Annotated in this window: 12 protein-coding genes, 1 tRNA gene and 1 CRISPR repeat array; of the genes, 12 read left to right on the top strand and 1 reads right to left on the bottom strand. The window is 44.1% G+C overall.

Going from position 1 to position 17,347, the window contains the following annotated elements:
- The first annotated feature begins 69 nt into the window (after nucleotides 1-69).
- The 3 genes from DWZ44_RS12645 to DWZ44_RS12635 are packed head-to-tail and all read left to right on the top strand — an operon-like array spanning nucleotide 70 to nucleotide 3,686.
- On the top strand, nucleotides 70-933 hold the full coding sequence (locus tag DWZ44_RS12645; protein WP_117805003.1) for a hypothetical protein: 864 nt from the start codon (nucleotides 70-72) through the stop codon (nucleotides 931-933).
- 15 nt (nucleotides 934-948) lie between these two features.
- Nucleotides 949-2,385 (top strand): pyruvate kinase, encoded by a 1,437-nt coding sequence (pyk, locus tag DWZ44_RS12640; RefSeq protein ID WP_117805002.1) that lies wholly within the window; start codon nucleotides 949-951, stop codon nucleotides 2,383-2,385.
- Between the two features lie 23 nt (nucleotides 2,386-2,408).
- Nucleotides 2,409-3,686 carry a diaminopimelate decarboxylase gene (locus DWZ44_RS12635; RefSeq protein ID WP_117805001.1) on the top strand — a complete coding sequence of 426 codons (1,278 nt, stop codon included), beginning with the start codon at nucleotides 2,409-2,411 and terminating at the stop codon, nucleotides 3,684-3,686.
- 156 nt (nucleotides 3,687-3,842) lie between these two features.
- Here DWZ44_RS12635 and DWZ44_RS12630 read toward each other — a convergent pair.
- Nucleotides 3,843-3,925: transfer RNA gene (locus DWZ44_RS12630), tRNA-Leu, on the bottom strand.
- A 413-nt stretch (nucleotides 3,926-4,338) separates the two neighbouring features.
- Between DWZ44_RS12630 and cas9 the strand changes: the two genes are divergently transcribed.
- The 9 genes from cas9 to radA all read left to right on the top strand — a co-directional run bounded on the left by cas9 (nucleotide 4,339) and on the right by radA (nucleotide 17,238).
- Entirely contained in the window at nucleotides 4,339-8,316 is a 3,978-nt protein-coding gene (cas9, locus tag DWZ44_RS12625; RefSeq protein ID WP_117805000.1) for a type II CRISPR RNA-guided endonuclease Cas9, read from the top strand.
- Nucleotides 8,313-9,179: a type II CRISPR-associated endonuclease Cas1 gene (gene cas1, locus DWZ44_RS12620; protein WP_117804999.1), complete on the top strand. Its 867-nt coding sequence runs from the start codon at nucleotides 8,313-8,315 to the stop codon at nucleotides 9,177-9,179. The genes cas9 and cas1 overlap by 4 nt, the downstream gene beginning before the upstream one ends.
- 11 nt (nucleotides 9,180-9,190) lie before the next feature.
- Nucleotides 9,191-9,496 carry a CRISPR-associated endonuclease Cas2 gene (gene cas2 / locus DWZ44_RS12615; RefSeq protein ID WP_117510243.1) on the top strand — a complete coding sequence of 102 codons (306 nt, stop codon included), beginning with the start codon at nucleotides 9,191-9,193 and terminating at the stop codon, nucleotides 9,494-9,496.
- On the top strand, nucleotides 9,493-10,167 hold the full coding sequence (csn2, locus tag DWZ44_RS12610; protein ID WP_117804998.1) for a type II-A CRISPR-associated protein Csn2: 675 nt from the start codon (nucleotides 9,493-9,495) through the stop codon (nucleotides 10,165-10,167). Before cas2 ends, csn2 begins: the two co-directional genes overlap by 4 nt.
- A 63-nt stretch (nucleotides 10,168-10,230) precedes the next feature.
- Nucleotides 10,231-11,321: a CRISPR direct-repeat array (repeat unit 36 nt; unit sequence GTTTGAGAATGATGTAAAAATGTATGGTACTCAAAC).
- Nucleotides 11,322-11,546: 225 nt separating this feature from the next.
- Nucleotides 11,547-12,311, top strand: a complete 765-nt coding sequence (locus tag DWZ44_RS12605) for a type III pantothenate kinase (protein WP_117510241.1) — start codon at nucleotides 11,547-11,549, stop codon at nucleotides 12,309-12,311.
- A gap of 79 nt (nucleotides 12,312-12,390) precedes the next feature.
- On the top strand, nucleotides 12,391-12,777 hold the full coding sequence (locus tag DWZ44_RS12600) for a GntR family transcriptional regulator (RefSeq protein ID WP_117510240.1): 387 nt from the start codon (nucleotides 12,391-12,393) through the stop codon (nucleotides 12,775-12,777).
- Between the two features lie 16 nt (nucleotides 12,778-12,793).
- Nucleotides 12,794-15,268, top strand: coding sequence for an ATP-dependent Clp protease ATP-binding subunit (locus DWZ44_RS12595; RefSeq protein ID WP_117804997.1), 2,475 nt, complete (start codon nucleotides 12,794-12,796; stop codon nucleotides 15,266-15,268).
- 103 nt (nucleotides 15,269-15,371) lie between these two features.
- Nucleotides 15,372-15,785, top strand: coding sequence for an endosialidase (locus tag DWZ44_RS12590; protein WP_117804996.1), 414 nt, complete (start codon nucleotides 15,372-15,374; stop codon nucleotides 15,783-15,785).
- 73 nt (nucleotides 15,786-15,858) lie between these two features.
- On the top strand, nucleotides 15,859-17,238 hold the full coding sequence (gene radA / locus DWZ44_RS12585; protein WP_117804995.1) for a DNA repair protein RadA: 1,380 nt from the start codon (nucleotides 15,859-15,861) through the stop codon (nucleotides 17,236-17,238).
- Nucleotides 17,239-17,347: the final 109 nt, after the last annotated feature.

Below are 17,347 nucleotides of genomic sequence, written 5' to 3'. Positions count from 1 at the left end.
GTATAATGAGAATGTATTTTCGGGCAGTGAAAGCCGGTGAAATAAAACAAACAAAAAGGAAGAGTGTGCATGAATTTTTTAGACAAAATGGAGCGAAAATATGGGAGATATGCGTTAAGCCATCTGACGATGTACATTATCGTAACGTACATTGCGGGATATATCATTGCGCTTGCGGCTCCCATCATGAGACAGTATCTGACGCTGGAACCATACTATATTCTGCATGGCCAGATCTGGCGTCTGGTGAGCTGGATTCTGATTCCGCCGAGCAGTCTCGACATCTTTACGATTATTATGCTGTTTTTCTACTACTCAATCGGAACGAGTCTTGAAAGAGCCTGGGGAGATTTCAAATATAACGTTTATATCTTTTCGGGTATTCTGATGACGATCCTCGGTTCCTTCCTGCTGTATGGAATCGAGTACGCAGTGAAGGGGTATCCGGCGCTGATGGGAACTGCATTCAGCACCTATTATATCAGCCTTTCTATTTTTCTTGGCTTTGCGATCAGTTTTCCGGATATGCAGGTGCTTTTGTACTTTATTATCCCGATCAAGATCAAATGGCTGGCGTATCTTGACGTAGCACTTCTTGCTTATAGCATGATTACCAGCATTCTGAGCGGAAACTGGGCAGGATGTGTTGTTATTTTGTGTTCCCTGGCAAACGTCCTGGTGTTTTTCCTGATGACAAGAAAGGGAAAACATAACTCTTTCCGGCAGAACAGACGCAGGAAAGAATTTAAAAAAGCCGTATCAAGAGGAGAAGCCGAATACCGCAATCTAAATGGAATCACAAAACACAAATGTGCGATTTGCGGGCGGACTGAAAAGGATGATCCGAATCTGGAGTTCCGTTTCTGCTCCAGATGCAACGGAAATTATGAATACTGCCAGGATCACCTGTTTACGCATGAACATGTAAGATAAAGAAGGAGAGAAAGTATGAGAAGAACGAAAATTGTCTGCACCATGGGGCCAAATACCAACTCCCGTGACCTGATGAAAAAACTGATTGAAACCGGAATGGATGTTGCTCGTTTTAATTTTTCTCATGGAGACCACGATGAGCAGAAAATGCGTATGGATATGCTGAAAGAGCTTCGAAAAGAGCTGAAAACTCCTGTGGCAATCCTTCTGGATACCAAAGGACCGGAAATCCGTACCGGCGTTTTGAAAGATGGCAAAAAAGTAAATCTGGTAACCGGACAGACTTTTACCCTGACAACCGTTCAGGAGACCGGAGATGAAGATCACTGTTCGGTCAGCTACACCGGCCTTACCGACGATATCAAAGAGGGAGACACAATTCTGATCGATGATGGTCTGATCGGCCTGCGCGTAGAAAAAGTAAATGCACCGGAAATTGTCTGTACCGTAGTAAACGGCGGCGAGCTCGGAGAGAAGAAGGGTGTGAATGTACCAAACGTTTCGATCAATCTTCCGAACCTCACGGAGAAAGACAAAGGAGATCTTCTCTTTGGTATTGAACAGGATATTGATTTTGTAGCGGCTTCTTTTATCCGGAATGCAGAGGCAATTAACGAAATCCGTGAGTTCCTTGTGGCAAACGGAGGAGAGCGTATTGATATCATTGCCAAGATCGAAAATGCGGAGGGTGTGCAGAACATCGACAGCATCATCGATGCGGCAGATGGTGTGATGGTTGCAAGGGGAGACCTTGGTGTAGAGATTCCGGCGTGCCAGGTACCGCATGTACAGAAAATCATCATTGAAAAATGCAATCATAAATACAAACCGGTTATCACAGCAACCCAGATGCTGGATTCCATGATCCGGAACCCGCGTCCGACCCGTGCAGAGGTAGCCGATGTTGCGAATGCAATTTATGATGGAACGGATGCGATCATGCTCTCCGGCGAAACAGCAGCCGGAAAATATCCGATCGAGGCAGTTACCATGATGGGAGAGATTGCCGAGCAGACGGAGCGTTATCTGAAATTCGAAGATTACCGCGATGGAAAAGCGCTGGAAGGAAAGCTGAATGTTTCCGCGGCAGTCGGAAGCGCAGCCGTTTCTATGGTAGAACACATCAAAGCAGCCTGCATTGTGACCCCGACGATGTCCGGTCAGACCGCAAGACTGATCTCCAACCTTCGTCCGAGCGTACCGATTTACGGCGTTACCCCATATGAATGGGCAAGAAGAAAAATGCAGCTCTACTGGGGCGTTCGTCCGGTGACCGGATACGAGGAAGATTCTACGGAGAACATCATTTCCCATGCTATGTATATGGTGCGCCGTGAGGAGCTTGTAGAACGCGGTGATATGGTTATTTTTACGGCCGGAGACCCTGCCACCAACGAGGTGACGGGTGAAGGATATATGACAAACATGCTTCACATTATTCAGGCAAAATAAGCAGAAGAAGGAGACAAAAGAGAATGACGAAGAAGCCTTTTGTAACAAAAGAAAAACTGGAAGAAATCGCAGCAGCAGTACCAACTCCGTTTCACATTTACGATGAAAAAGGAATTCGTGAGAATGCGAAAGCGGTAAAGGAAGCTTTTTCCTGGAATCCGGGATTTCGTGAGTATTTTGCTGTGAAAGCGAACCCAAACCCGACACTGATCAAAATGCTGGGTGAATATGACTGCGGATGCGACTGCTCTTCTTACACGGAGCTGATGCTTTCCGATGCGATGGGATTTGAGAAAGATAAAATCATGTTTTCATCCAACGTAACACCGGCTGCAGAGTATCAACTGGCTGCAGAGCTTGGTGCGATCATTAACCTTGATGACATTACCCATATTGATTTTCTTGAGAAAACATTAGGCTACATTCCGAAGAAAATCTGCTGCCGTTATAACCCGGGCGGACTGTTCAAAATTAGCACCGATATCATGGACAATCCGGGAGATGCCAAATACGGCATGACAACCGAGCAGATTTTTGAGGCGTTCCGCATTCTGGAGGCAAAAGGGGCAGAAGAGTTCGGCATCCATTCCTTCCTTGCGAGTAATACCGTAACCAACGATTACTACCCGGTTCTGGCAAAAACACTGTTCGAGCTGGCTGTAAAGCTGCAGAAAGAGACAGGCGTGAAGATTAAATTCATCAATCTTTCCGGCGGCGTCGGAATTCCGTACAAACCGGATCAGGAAGGCAATGACATCCGCGTGATTGGCGAGGGTGTACATAAAGTGTACGATGAAGTCCTCGTTCCGGCCGGCATGGGCGATGTTGCAATTTACACGGAGATGGGCCGTTTCATGATGGGACCGTACGGCGGACTCGTTACCCGCGCCATCCATCAGAAACACATCTACAAAGAGTACATCGGCTGTGATGCCTGCGCGGTCAACCTGATGAGGCCGGCTATGTACGGCGCTTACCACCACATCACGGTGATGGGAAAAGAAGATCAGCCGTGCGACCACAAATATGACGTAACAGGCTCCCTGTGCGAAAACAACGATAAATTCGCGATCGACCGCATGCTTCCGGAAGTGGAAGTCGGAGACCTCCTCTTCATCCACGACACCGGCGCACATGGATTTTCCATGGGATACAACTACAACGGAAAATTAAAATCTGCAGAGGTTCTGTTAAAAGAGGACGGCAGCTTTGAAGTCATCCGCCGCGCAGAAACCCCGAAGGATTACTTCGCTACACTGGATGGAACACCGGAATATGAAAAGATGTTTGGAAATAAATAAGAGATAACAACAGTAAAACCCCTTTCAAAAAGAACCATGCGGCAGATGGCCGGTTCTTCGAAAGGGGTTTTCTTTCTTTCAAAAGCTGTTTTTTGAAGGGAAGACAATAAAAAAAGATCTGCATCAACGTTCGTTCTTGCAGATCTTTTTTAGCTATGCCGCTGGCCGGACTCGAACCGGCACGGTTATTCACCGCTTGATTTTGAGTCAAGTGCGTCTACCAATTCCGCCACAGCGGCAGTGTTCGTAATCAGAACAAGATATATTTTACCATAAAAACAAGAAGGACGCAAGAGAAAAAAATGGAATAATTATCATAAAAACTTTCTAAAAAAGATTGACGAAAGGAAAAAATAGAAGTATAGTGTAGATAGTTTAGTACCATACTAAATTTTACATCATAAGTTCAAATAACGATTTATCGAAAACGCCATCGTTAGATGGTCCACAGTGTGTGGAACGAAAACTGTTGTCTTCATAGACAGCAGTTTTTTTGTTGTCTAAAATTAGAAATGAAACATGGTTATGATTCAGTACTGTGAGAACAGCAAGAACCAGGAAGTAGAATTGTTGAAAATAGGAAAGAAAAGATGTAAAAAATCAAAATATATGGTAAAATTAGATAAAATGTAGAAAATGGAGGAAAGAACAGATGAAAGGGGAATATTATCTCGGACTTGATATGGGAAGCAGTTCGGTTGGATGGGCTGTGACAAATGAGAAGTACGAAATTTTGCGCGCACATGGAAAAACACTTTGGGGTGTACGGCTATTTGACAGTGCACAGACTGCAGAAGAGAGAAGAGGGTTTCGGACAGCAAAACGAAGATTGGATCGTCGTAATTGGAGAATAGAATTGCTGCAGAAAATTTTTGCGGAAGAAGTAGAAAAGATAGATGATGGATTTTTTCGCAGAATGAAAGAGAGTCGTTACTGGCCAGAGGATAAGCGTGACAGGCAGGGAAAGTGTCCGGAACTTCCCTATGCATTGTTTGCGGATGATGATTACACAGACAAAGAATATCATAAACAGTTTCCAACCATCTATCATCTGAGAAAATGGTTAATGGAAACTGACGAAACGCCTGATATTCGCCTGATATATCTTGCTCTGCATCATATGATGAAACACAGAGGCCATTTTCTATTAAACGGAAATATCGAACAGGTAAGAGAATTTCAGACAACATTTGAACAGTTCCTTGAAGCAGTGCGGGCAGAAGAACTTGGCTTTTCTTCCGAGATTGGAGTGGAAAGAAGCAAGGAAATAGAGGCAATTTTAAAAGACCGAACATTGACCAAATCTGCGAAAAAGACAAAAGCAGTAAAAGCAATGCGGGCAGAAACATCCTGTGAAAAAGAGTGGCTGGGATTGATTACCGGTGGAACAGCAAAACTGGGAAATCTGTTTGGGGAAAAACAGATGGATACACTGGAACGGCCAAAACTTTGCTTCGCAGATGCAGGTTATGAAGAATACGCTGGAGAGATCGAAGCAGAGCTGGGAGAAAAATATGTATTAATTGAACACGCAAAAGCAGTGTACGATTGGGCTGTTCTGGCTGATATTTTGCAGAACTATTCTTCTCTTTCAGAGGCAAAAGTGGCACTTTATGAAAAGCATAAAAAAGATCTGAAAGATCTGAAAAAGCTGGTCAGAGAGAATCTTTCAAGGGAAGAATATCAGAGACTGTTTGCAAAAAAGGATGAAAAAGCTAATTATTATGCGTATATCAAGGCACCAAAACAATGTAGTCAGGAAGACTTTTACGGTTATCTGAAAAAGAATATTCTGGGCAAGATATCAGATGTGACGAAAGCATCCTGCATGCAGAAGGAAATGGAAATGGGAACGTTTCTTCCGAAACAGACTGTAAAAGACAACAGTGTCATTCCATATCAGATTCATTTATATGAATTAAATGCAATCCTGAAAAATCTGGAAGATAAAGTTCCGCTACTGAAAGAGAATGGAGAGAAGATTCAAAAGATTTTCACATTCCGCATTCCGTACTACGTAGGACCCTTAAACGGAATTCGAAAAAAAGGGGAGAAGAGTAACTGGGCGGTACGAAAAGAAGGCAAAATATATCCATGGAACTTCGATGAGATGGTAGATTTGGAAGCAAGTGCAGAGCAGTTTATTCGAAGAATGACGAATAAATGTACTTATCTGCCAAGTGAAGATGTTTTACCAAAGTATTCTCTGCTGTACAGCAAATACGAAGTTTTAAATGAATTAAATAATCTGCGTTTGGATGGAGAAAAGATATCTGTAGAGCAGAAACAGAAAATATATGAAGAAGTATTCCAGAAAAGCAGAAAGGTTACACAGAAAAAACTGAAAAACTATTTAGTGAAAGAAGGAATTACCGGAAAAGAAGTTGAAATTACCGGAATTGATGGTGATTTCAAGAGTTCTCTTACGGCATACCATGACTTTAAAGAGAAATTAACAAATCTGTCACTGAACCAGGCGGAAAAAGAATGCATCATCCTGAACGTAACGCTGTTTGGAGATGATAAAGCGATACTGAAACAGAGATTAAAGAAACTGTTTCCGGAGTTGACAGAAAAACAAAGAGACAGCATAAGTAAACTGCCGTATCGTGGTTGGGGAAGACTCTCAAAAGTGTTTTTGGAAGAGATGGAAGCACCGGCACCGGAAACGGGAGAGGCATGGTCTATTATTCGGGCTTTGTGGGAGACGAATGACAATCTGATGCAACTGCTTAGCGAAAAATATTTGTTTGCATCGGCAATCGAAGAAAAGAATGGAAACGAACAGAAAAAACGGGATATTTCGTATGAATTAGTCGAGGAACTTTACGTATCACCGGCAGTGAAGCGGCAGATTTGGCAGAGCCTTTTGATTGTAAAGGAAATCTGTAAAGTGATGGGAAACCCACCGAAACGTGTTTTTATAGAAATGGCAAGAGAAAAAAACGATCAGGGAAGAACCACTTCAAGAAAAAAGAAACTGCTGGAACTCTATAAAAAATGTAAAGCGGAAGAAAAAGACTGGATAGATGAGATTGAAAAGCGTTCCGATGCGGAAATGAGAAGAGACAAGCTGTATTTGTATTATACGCAAAAAGGAAAATGCATGTATTCCGGTGAAACAATTGAACTGGAGGAATTGTGGGATAATCAGAAGTATGACATTGATCATATTTTTCCACAGTCCAAAGTGATGGATGATAGCCTGGATAACCGGGTACTTGTAAAGAAAAAGTGTAATCAGATGAAAGAGGATAAATATCCGATCGATGAAACAGTTCGGAAAAAAATGCAGCCATTCTGGAAATCTTTAGTGGATGCCGGATTGATCAGTGAAGAAAAATATAAACGGCTGATAAGAGGAAATGGATTTGAACCGTCTGAATTGGCTGGATTTATTTCCAGGCAGCTGGTGGAAACTCGTCAGAGTACAAAAGCGGCAGCAAGTATTCTGCAGCAGGTGATCCCGGATACACAGATTGTTTATGTGAAAGCGCCAACCGTTTCAAAGTTCCGTAAGGATTTTAAATTTCTGAAGGTACGGGAGATGAATGATTATCATCATGCGAAGGATGCTTATTTGAATATTGTCGTTGGCAACGCATATTTTGTAAAATTCACATCAAATCCGATTCACTTCATTAAGGAAAATCCGGGAAGAAGTTATAATCTGAAGAAGATGTTTGAACAGGAAAGAATTGAACGAAACGGAGAAATTGCCTGGGAAGGCGGGAACGGAACCATTGTGACAGTCCGAAAGTTTATGGAAAAGAACAACATTCTTGTGACGCGAAGATCGTATGAGGCAACAGGTGCATTGTTTGACCAGCAGATTGTCAAAAAAGGAAAAGGTCAGGTTCCGATCAAGAGCAGTGATGAACGGCTTTGTGATATACAGAAGTATGGAGGATATAACAAAGAGGCGGGAGCTTACTTTGTGCTGGCAGAATCGGAGGGCAAAAAGGGAAAGAAAATACGAACAATCGAGTATGTGCCGATTCGTCTGAAAAAGGAAATTCAGAAGTCAGAAGAAAATATAATTCGGTATCTGGAAGAGGAAAGACAGTTAAAGAATCCGCGAGTGCTGGTGCCGGAAATCAAAATAGATACTCTGTTTTGTGTGGACGGATTTTATATGTGGGTTTCCGGAAGATCAGGAGATCAGCTATTGATGCAAGGTGCAAATCAGCTGGTACTTTCCCAGGAAGAAATGGAAATACTGAAAAAAATAGTACAGTACGTGGAACGTAAAAAACAGAATAAAGAACTGAAAATTTACGATTCCGACCATTTAGAAGAAAAGAAGGTGGTGATGCTGTATGAAACCTTTTTAAATAAATTAACAAATACGGTATATGCAAAAAAACTTGGAGCACAGGCAAAGACATTAACGGAAAAAAGAGAAAAATTTAAAGAATTATGCATAGAAGAAAAGTGTATCGTTTTGTATGAAATTTTACATTTTTTCCAGTGCCAGAGTGTTACCGCTGATTTGAAATTAATTGGAGGATCTGGAAGAGCAGGAATTTTGTATCTCAACAAAAATATAACCGATTGCAGTCGAATCGAAATGATTCATCAATCGCCAACCGGTATTTACGAGCAGGCAGTAGACCTGAATGCATTATGAGCTGGCGGATTGTGGTTATTTCCAAACGGGCAAAGCTGGACTATCAGCTTGGTTATCTTGTGGTACGAAATGAAGAAGTAACAAAAATACATTTAAGTGAAATCTCAACCATTCTGATTGAGTCAACAGCAGCAACAGTCACAGCAAGTCTGCTGGCAGAGCTGACCAAAAAGAAAATAAAAGTGATTTTTTGCGATGAAAAGAGAAATCCATCGTCGGAACTGGTTGGGTATTACGGAAGTCATGATACCAGCAATAAAATCAGAAAGCAGATTCAGTGGAGCCGGCACAGTAAAGAAGCGATCTGGACAGAGATTGTGACGGAAAAAATACGAAAACAGAAGGAACTGTTAAAAAATCTGGGAAAGGAAGAAGCGGGTCTGTTAGAAGCATATTTACAGGAGATTGGCTGGAACGATGAGACAAACCGGGAAGGGCATGCGGCAAAAGTATATTTTAATGCGTTGTTCGGCATGACATTTACCAGAACTGCGGATTGTCCGGAAAATGCAGCGCTGAATTACGGATATAGCATTTTGTTGTCTGCGTTTGCGAGAGAAATTGTAGCGAGCGGTTATATTACACAGCTCGGACTCTTTCATGATAATATGTTTAATCAGTTTAATCTGGCGTCCGATTTGATGGAACCGTTCCGTGTTCTGATTGACCGGGAAGTAATCCAAATGCAGAGGAAAGAATTTACGCATGAGGAAAAAATACAGTTGGTCAATGTATTAAACAACGAAGTCATGATAGACGGGAAAACACAGTATGTGAATAATGCCATAAAAATTTACTGTAAAAGTGTATTTGATGCCTTAAATGAGAATGACAGTGCATTGATCCGGTTTTATGGCCTATGAGTTATCGTTTTATGAGAGTATTGGTACTGTTTGATCTTCCGGTGCTGACGGGCGATCAGAGAAGAGAATATGCGAGATTTCGAAAGTTTTTATTGAAAAGCGGATTCCTGATGCTCCAGGAATCCGTATACTGTAAGCTTGCGTTAAATACAACTGCAGTGAATGGAATCGTGGATCAGATTCATAAAAATAAGCCGGAAGAAGGCCTGGTACAGCTTTTAACGGTGACTGAGAAGCAGTATGCGAAAATGGATCTGATTGTTGGGAACGTAAAGAGTGAAGTGTTGAATACGGATGAAAGGCTGGTGATTTTATGAAACTGGTACATGTGGACTTGGAAAAACCTATTGCGATTCATCGGAACTGTCCCACGGAATGGATTATAGAATCACCGGAGCTGTTTTTAAAATATGTGGAGCAGCTGCAAAAACAAAATCAGGGAGAGGAGGGAAATTTCGTACTTTCTAAAGCTGACACAGAGCTGAATATGAAAAGAGATGTGGAATTAATATTAACGCCATTTTCTCTTGATTTTGCGGATCACAGAATACAAAAACGGTTATTTACAGAGCTGGTCAAAAGTGCGCAAAATGAAGAAATGTTTCTTGAAACACAGAGAATTATTGCGGAACTGAAGAAATACATCTATCAATTGGAAGCTGTCAGTGGGTACGAATTGGAACAAAATGAGGAAATCGATTTGAGCGCACTCCTAAAATTGATGGGAGTTCAGACAGAAACCGAAAAAGAGATGGGGCTTCTGGAAAAATTGACGCAATATATCAAAGTTATGGCCGAACTTCTCCAAAAAGAACTGGTGATTCTGATAAATATTCGGTCCTATCTGAATGAAACGCAAATAAACAAACTCTCCCAAATGGCATGCTACTATGAAATATCCTTGCTTTTCATAGAAAATATACAAAGGGACTTTTCGAATCAGAGAGAATATTATATAATTGACAAAGATGGATGTGATGTCTATTAATATCCATCGGATATTTGAGTACCTGTTTTGTGCAGATGAAAGCAGTTCATTTTTAAATTTGAGGTTTGAGAATGATGTAAAAATGTATGGTACTCAAACAATTGACTTGGAAATTATAAGAAATCAGTAGTTTGAGAATGATGTAAAAATGTATGGTACTCAAACTCCTACCGAATCATTGAGGTGCAACTGGTCGTTTGAGAATGATGTAAAAATGTATGGTACTCAAACGCATACTGGTTTGAACAGCCGCACATGCCTGTTTGAGAATGATGTAAAAATGTATGGTACTCAAACTGGACTTGATAATATTGGTGTAATCAATGAGTTTGAGAATGATGTAAAAATGTATGGTACTCAAACTCTCCGGTCGCAGTTCCCGCAGCAGCGAGGTTTGAGAATGATGTAAAAATGTATGGTACTCAAACAATGGAACAGGCAGTGAAGATGCACTTCATGTTTGAGAATGATGTAAAAATGTATGGTACTCAAACCAAGAAAAAATTGTGCCAAACCACAGCAAAGTTTGAGAATGATGTAAAAATGTATGGTACTCAAACAACGGCAAAGTGTTCACGATCCCGACAGGGGGTTTGAGAATGATGTAAAAATGTATGGTACTCAAACCTTTCAGAAACCCTGGACGCCCTGACAATCGTTTGAGAATGATGTAAAAATGTATGGTACTCAAACCTCCGGCGTTCCTCTCGTGCTTGCTTCTCGTTTGAGAATGATGTAAAAATGTATGGTACTCAAACCTCCGGCGTTCCTCTCGTGCTTGCTTCTCGTTTGAGAATGATGTAAAAATGTATGGTACTCAAACCACGGTAATCAACACTCATGGTCTGCCGCACGTTTGAGAATGATGTAAAAATGTATGGTACTCAAACAGGCTACACGCCCTTCCGTCATGTACCATAGTTTGAGAATGATGTAAAAATGTATGGTACTCAAACGCCCATTCGTCCTGCAAAAGATCTGTTACGGTTTGAGAATGATGTAAAAATGTATGGTACTCAAACCGGCATCCAGTTGATAACAGCAGCTCGATGGTTTGAGAATGATGTAAAAATGTATGGTACTCAAACTTTCCACCTCCCCTAAATCTGTAAGTAATGGTTGGAGAATGATGTAAAAATGTATAGTACTCAAACATTTTCAGGGCAAATTCTGCTAAATCGTACGTTTGAGAATGATGTAAAATTTATTTTTGTGAACAACAAGAATAGATAATTCAAAATGAAATATTCAGAAGACAGTATGAAATCGACTTAATTGACTTTTTCTTGCTGTCTTTTTTCTTGTCTCAAAGCACCGCACCATGTATAATAAAACCACAAGAATTTCATTTCATAGTTTTTACAGGAGGAACCCGAATCATGATCCTTGCAATAGACATCGGCAACACGAACATCGTCCTTGGGTGTGTGGAAGGGAAAAAAACATACTTCATCGAAAGACTCTCCACGGACAAGGCAAAAACAGAGCTGGAATACGCAGTCAGCCTGAAAAATGTACTGGAACTGTATGAGATTCCGGTGGAGCAGATCGAAGGAGGTATCATCTCTTCCGTTGTTCCGCAGGTGACAGAGCTCTGCCGGAGTGCGGCAGAAAAAGTGATTAAAAAGCCGGTCAAAGTTGTCGGCCCCGGTGTGAAGACCGGACTTAATATCAAACTGGACGACCCCGCAACGGCAGGAAGCGATCTTGTTGTAGTAGCAGTAGCAGCGCTGAATGAATACACATGTCCGCAGATTGTTATCGATATGGGAACTGCCACGACGATGAGTGTACTTGATCAGAAAGGAAGCTTCATCGGAGGCGTGATTCTTCCGGGACTTCGTACTTCGCTGGATGCTCTCGTATCAAATGCCGCGCAGCTTAGCCAGACCAGTCTGACAGCACCGAAAAAAGTCATTGGCAAAAATACGCTGGACTGTATGAAAGGCGGTATGATTTATGGAAACGCTGCCAGCATCGACGGCATGATCGAACGGATGGAAGAAGAACTTGGCTGCAAATGCACGATTGTGGCTACCGGAGGTCTGGCGAAAGCTGTGATTCCGCACTGCAGACATGACATCATCATCGATGAGAATCTGCTCCTGAAAGGTCTTCAGATCATCTACGAGAAAAACAGGTAGGGAAACCGTTTGTTGACAAAGTCTGCGAATTGTTATAACATATGTATAACAAAACGATACGAGAAAGCAGGGTGTAACTATGTATTATGAGACAATACAGATCGATTTCAACAGCGATGAAGCGATCTATATCCAGCTGAGAAATCAGATTATTCTGGGTATTGCCACTTCCAGAATTCAGGAAGGAGATACTCTACCTTCGGTAAGACAGCTCGCAGACAATATCGGAATCAACATGCATACCGTAAATAAGGCCTACAGCGTACTCCGGCAGGAGGGGCTTCTTTCGATTGACCGAAGAAAAGGAGCCGTTATCTCTATCGATGCGGATAAACTGTATGCCATGCAGGAACTGCGCGAAGATCTGCAGGTGATTCTTGCAAAAGCCGTCTGCAAAAATATATCAAAAGAAGAAGTACATCAGCTTGTAGATGAAATTTACAGCAATTACGCAGACGAAACATGAAGGAGACAATAGTATTATGAGAGAAGGATATACCAGTCAGGCAAAAAAAGCACTGGCATATGCGGTTAGGACAGCTGAAAAATGTGGACATAATTACGTAGGAACCGAACACCTTCTGATCGGACTTCTGAACGTGGAGGATGGCACAGCAGGCATGGTGCTTTCTGAGTTTCACGTAGATGCCGGACAGCTTACCGAACTGATTGACCGTCTGATTGCACCAGGCGGAAACACCGTGACCGAATCCCGACCGGGCTATACTCCGCGGGTACGCAGAGTGCTTGAAAATGCAGAAGCGGAGGCAGCGCGTTTTAAGAGCAGAGCTGTGGGAACCGAGCATCTGCTGATTGCAATCTTAAAAGAAAGTGACTGTGTTGCTACCCGTTTGCTTTTTACCATGGGGATCAACATTCAGAAACTATATGGAGCAATCCTTACTGCCATGGGCGAGGCACCGCTGCAGGGCGGTGCAAGCGGAAATACAAACACCGGCCGCGGACCGCAGACAAGAGGTGGAGCGCAGACCAGCGAAACGCCGGCACTGGATCAGTACAGCCGGGATCTGACGGAGCTTGCGCGTGAAGGAAAACTCGATCCGGTTGTCGGCCGTGGGCAGGAAATTGAGCGTGTCATTCAGATCTTAAGTCGCCGGACAAAAAACAACCCGTGTCTGATCGGAGAGCCGGGTGTCGGAAAAACGGCGATTGCGGAAGGTCTGGCGCAGCGGATTGCCCTTGGCATCGTGCCGGAAACGATCCGCGATAAGCGAGTTGTTGTCCTTGACCTTTCCGGAATGGTAGCCGGAAGCAAATACCGCGGTGAATTTGAGGAGCGTATCAAACGCGTTGTCAAAGAAGTCACGGAAAATGAAAATATTCTGCTGTTCATCGATGAACTTCACACCATCATCGGGGCCGGCGGTGCAGAGGGAGCACTCGATGCATCCAATATCTTAAAACCGTCCCTTTCCCGCGGAGAAATTCAGCTCATCGGTGCAACAACATTGGAAGAATACCGTAAATACATCGAAAAAGATGCCGCATTGGAGCGCCGTTTCCAGCCGGTCAAAGTAGAAGAACCGACGGAAAGCGAAGCACTTGATATCTTAAAAGGCCTGCGCCCATACTACGAACGCCACCACGGCGTGGAAATCACCGATGAAGCACTGGAAGCAGCCGTAAAAATGAGCGTCCGCTACATCAACGACCGTTTCCTGCCGGATAAAGCCATCGATCTGATCGATGAGGCATCCGCAGGCGTACAGCTCGCCGGCTACCAGGTGCCGGACAACATGGCAAAAGAGGAGCAGACACTGTTCGAAGTACAGAAAGAAAAAGAATCCGCGATCAGTGCCGGCGATTTTGAGCAGGCAAAAGAACTGCAGGCGCGCCAGCAGGAGCTCGAAAAAGATCTGGAGCAGATCCGAAAACGCTTTGAACGCCGTTGCAAAAACAAAAAACTGCAGGTAACAGAAGAAGAAATCGCAAAAACCGTATCCACCTGGACGAAAATTCCGGTACAGCGTCTCGCGGAAGGAGAATCGAAACGTCTGGCAAGACTGGAGCAGACACTCCATAAACGCGTTGTCGGCCAGGAAGAAGCCGTGACAGCTGTGGCAAAAGCCGTAAAACGAGGCAGAGTCGGATTAAAAGACCCGAACCGTCCGACAGGATCCTTCCTGTTTCTTGGACCGACCGGTGTCGGAAAAACAGAACTTTCCAAAGCACTCGCCGAGGCAGTTTTCGGTACAGAGCAGGCCCTGATCCGCGTTGATATGTCGGAATACATGGAGAAACACAGCGTTTCCAAGCTGATCGGTTCCCCTCCGGGATACGTTGGCTACGAGGAAGGCGGCCAGCTCTCTGAAAAAGTGCGCCGCAACCCGTACAGTGTGATCCTGTTCGATGAGATCGAGAAAGCTCACCCGGATGTGTTCAACATTCTGCTGCAGGTACTTGATGATGGCCATATCACCGACGCGCAGGGCAGAAAAGTTGATTTCAAACAGACCTGCATTATCATGACATCCAATGCCGGAGCACAGAACATTGTAGCGCCGAAACGCCTTGGATTCCTTTCGACAGAAGATGAGCGGAAAGACTACGAATACATGAAGGGCCAGGTGATGGAAGAAGTCAAACGGATGTTTAAGCCGGAATTCCTGAACCGAATCGACGAGATTATTGTATTCCATCAGCTTACCAAGGCGGATATGAAGAAGATTCTGCAGATTCTGCTCAAAGATCTGGAGCGCCGCTGCAAGGAGCAGATGGACATTGAATTGAAAGTCCGTGACACCGTGAAAGAATATCTCGTGGAAAACAGCTTCGACAGCAAGTACGGTGCCCGCCCGTTAAAACGCGCGATCCAGAGCAAAATTGAGGATCCGCTCGCAGAAGCCATCCTGAACGGAGAAGTGAAAAAAGGCGATACCGTTGCGGCTGGAATGAATAAGAAAGAGATTACATTTAAGGTTCTTGAGAAAAAATAATATAAAATTCCATAAATTATATGGTAAAATCTTTTTGATTATGGTATGATTTTCACAAACAAACGAAACACCACAAAAGACAAGACCAGGAGGGCATTTACAAATGTCAGTAGTAAAAGAATTAATCCGCACAGAGGCAGACGGAGGCATCAGCTTCGGAGATTATGAGCTTGCGGCAAAGGCAAAAAAATCTGATTTTGAGCACAGAGGAGATCTGTATAAAGTAAAAACCTTTAAGGAAATCACAAAGCTGGAGAAAAACGGACTGTTCGTATACGAATCCGTTCCGGGAACCGCAGTTACCGATCTGAACGTATTCGACGGCGGCATGACCTTCAAAGTAGAAGGACCGGAGGATGCACAGATCACCGTTGAAATGGAAGCAGAGACCGAATACAAGGTGCTGCTCGACGGTGTAAACGTTGGCCACATGACCACAAACCTCGGCGGAAAACTTTCCTTCAGCGTAGAGCTGGAAAAAGCAGAGAATGTAGCAGTAGAAATCGTAAAAGCATGATGAAATAAGAAAAGAAGGCTGTCGCAGAACGTGTGCGGCAGCTTTTTTTGACAATTATAAGGGAGACACAACTATGGCAAAAGCAAAAAAAACAGCCTTTTTCTGCCAGAACTGCGGCTATGAGTCAGCAAAATGGATGGGCCAGTGTCCGGCGTGCAGAGAATGGAATACGTTTGTGGAGGAACCGACGGCGGCCAAAACACCGGCGGGAAACCAGGGGATCGGAAGCCACAGCGCAGCGGGCAGAAAGCCGGTGCATCTGACGGAAATTTCAACAGGAAAAGAAGAGCGTATCCCGACGGGAATCGGAGAACTCGACCGGGTGCTCGGCGGAGGAATCGTGCCGGGTTCCCTGACACTGGTCGGCGGCGATCCGGGAATTGGAAAATCCACACTCCTTCTGCAGGTGTGCCGCATGCTGTCCACAGCAGGACATCAGGTTTTATACATTTCCGGCGAGGAGTCCCTGCGCCAGATCAAACTGCGCGCCGTGCGGATCGGAGAATTTAATGAAAATCTGTCCCTGCTCTGTGAGACGAATCTTGACATCATCCGCGCCGTCATGGAAAAAGAGAAGCCGGAGATTGCCGTCATCGACTCGATCCAGACCATGTACAACGAGGAGGTCAGCTCCGCGCCGGGCAGTGTATCCCAGGTCCGGGAATCGACGAATGTGCTGATGCAGATTGCAAAGGGAATGGGAATTTCGATCTTTATCGTCGGTCATGTGACAAAAGACGGTAATGTGGCCGGCCCACGTGTGCTGGAACACATGGTAGATACCGTGCTGTACTTCGAGGGCGACCGTCATGCGTCCTACCGGATTCTACGCGGCGTCAAAAACCGTTTTGGTTCTACAAATGAGATCGGCGTCTTCGAAATGCAGACAGAGGGACTCGTGGAAGTGAAAAATCCATCGGAGTACATGCTGAACGGACGGCCGGAGGGAGCTTCCGGTTCGGTTGTCGCATGCTCCATGGAGGGAACGCGCCCGATCCTGATCGAGATTCAGGCACTGGTCTGCCACAGTAATTTCGGAATCCCGCGCCGCACCGCAGCAGGATGCGATTTCAACCGTGTGAACCTGCTGATGGCAGTGCTGGAAAAACGCGCAAGAGTCAATCTTTCGACAAGCGATGCCTACGTCAACATCGCAGGCGGAATCAAGATGAATGAGCCGGCGATCGATCTTGGCATCGCACTTGCCGTCGTATCGAGCTACAAAGATCAGGTGATCGATGAGAAAACGGTCGTATTTGGCGAGGTCGGCTTAAGCGGTGAGGTCCGCGCCGTCAGCATGGCGGAACAGCGTGTACTGGAAGCAAAAAAACTGGGCTTCGAGCGGGTGATTTTACCTGCTGTCTGCATGAAGCCCGTGGAGAAAATCGGTGGAATCGCACTGATTCCGGTGGAAAATATTCAGGATGCGATTCTGCGCGTGGGGAAAAATTAGAAGGAAGTTGTGGAAAAAGGACCGGCGTGTGATGCGTACGGTCTTTTTTAAAAAATTCAGATAAAATATAAAATATGCAGAATTAACTATATTTTTCTAAAAATAAGAA

The organism is Blautia sp. AF32-4BH, from assembly GCF_003460565.1.
In the GTDB taxonomy this organism is placed as follows: domain Bacteria; phylum Bacillota; class Clostridia; order Lachnospirales; family Lachnospiraceae; genus Fusicatenibacter; species Fusicatenibacter saccharivorans.
This window is presented reverse-complemented; position numbering and strand designations above follow the sequence as displayed.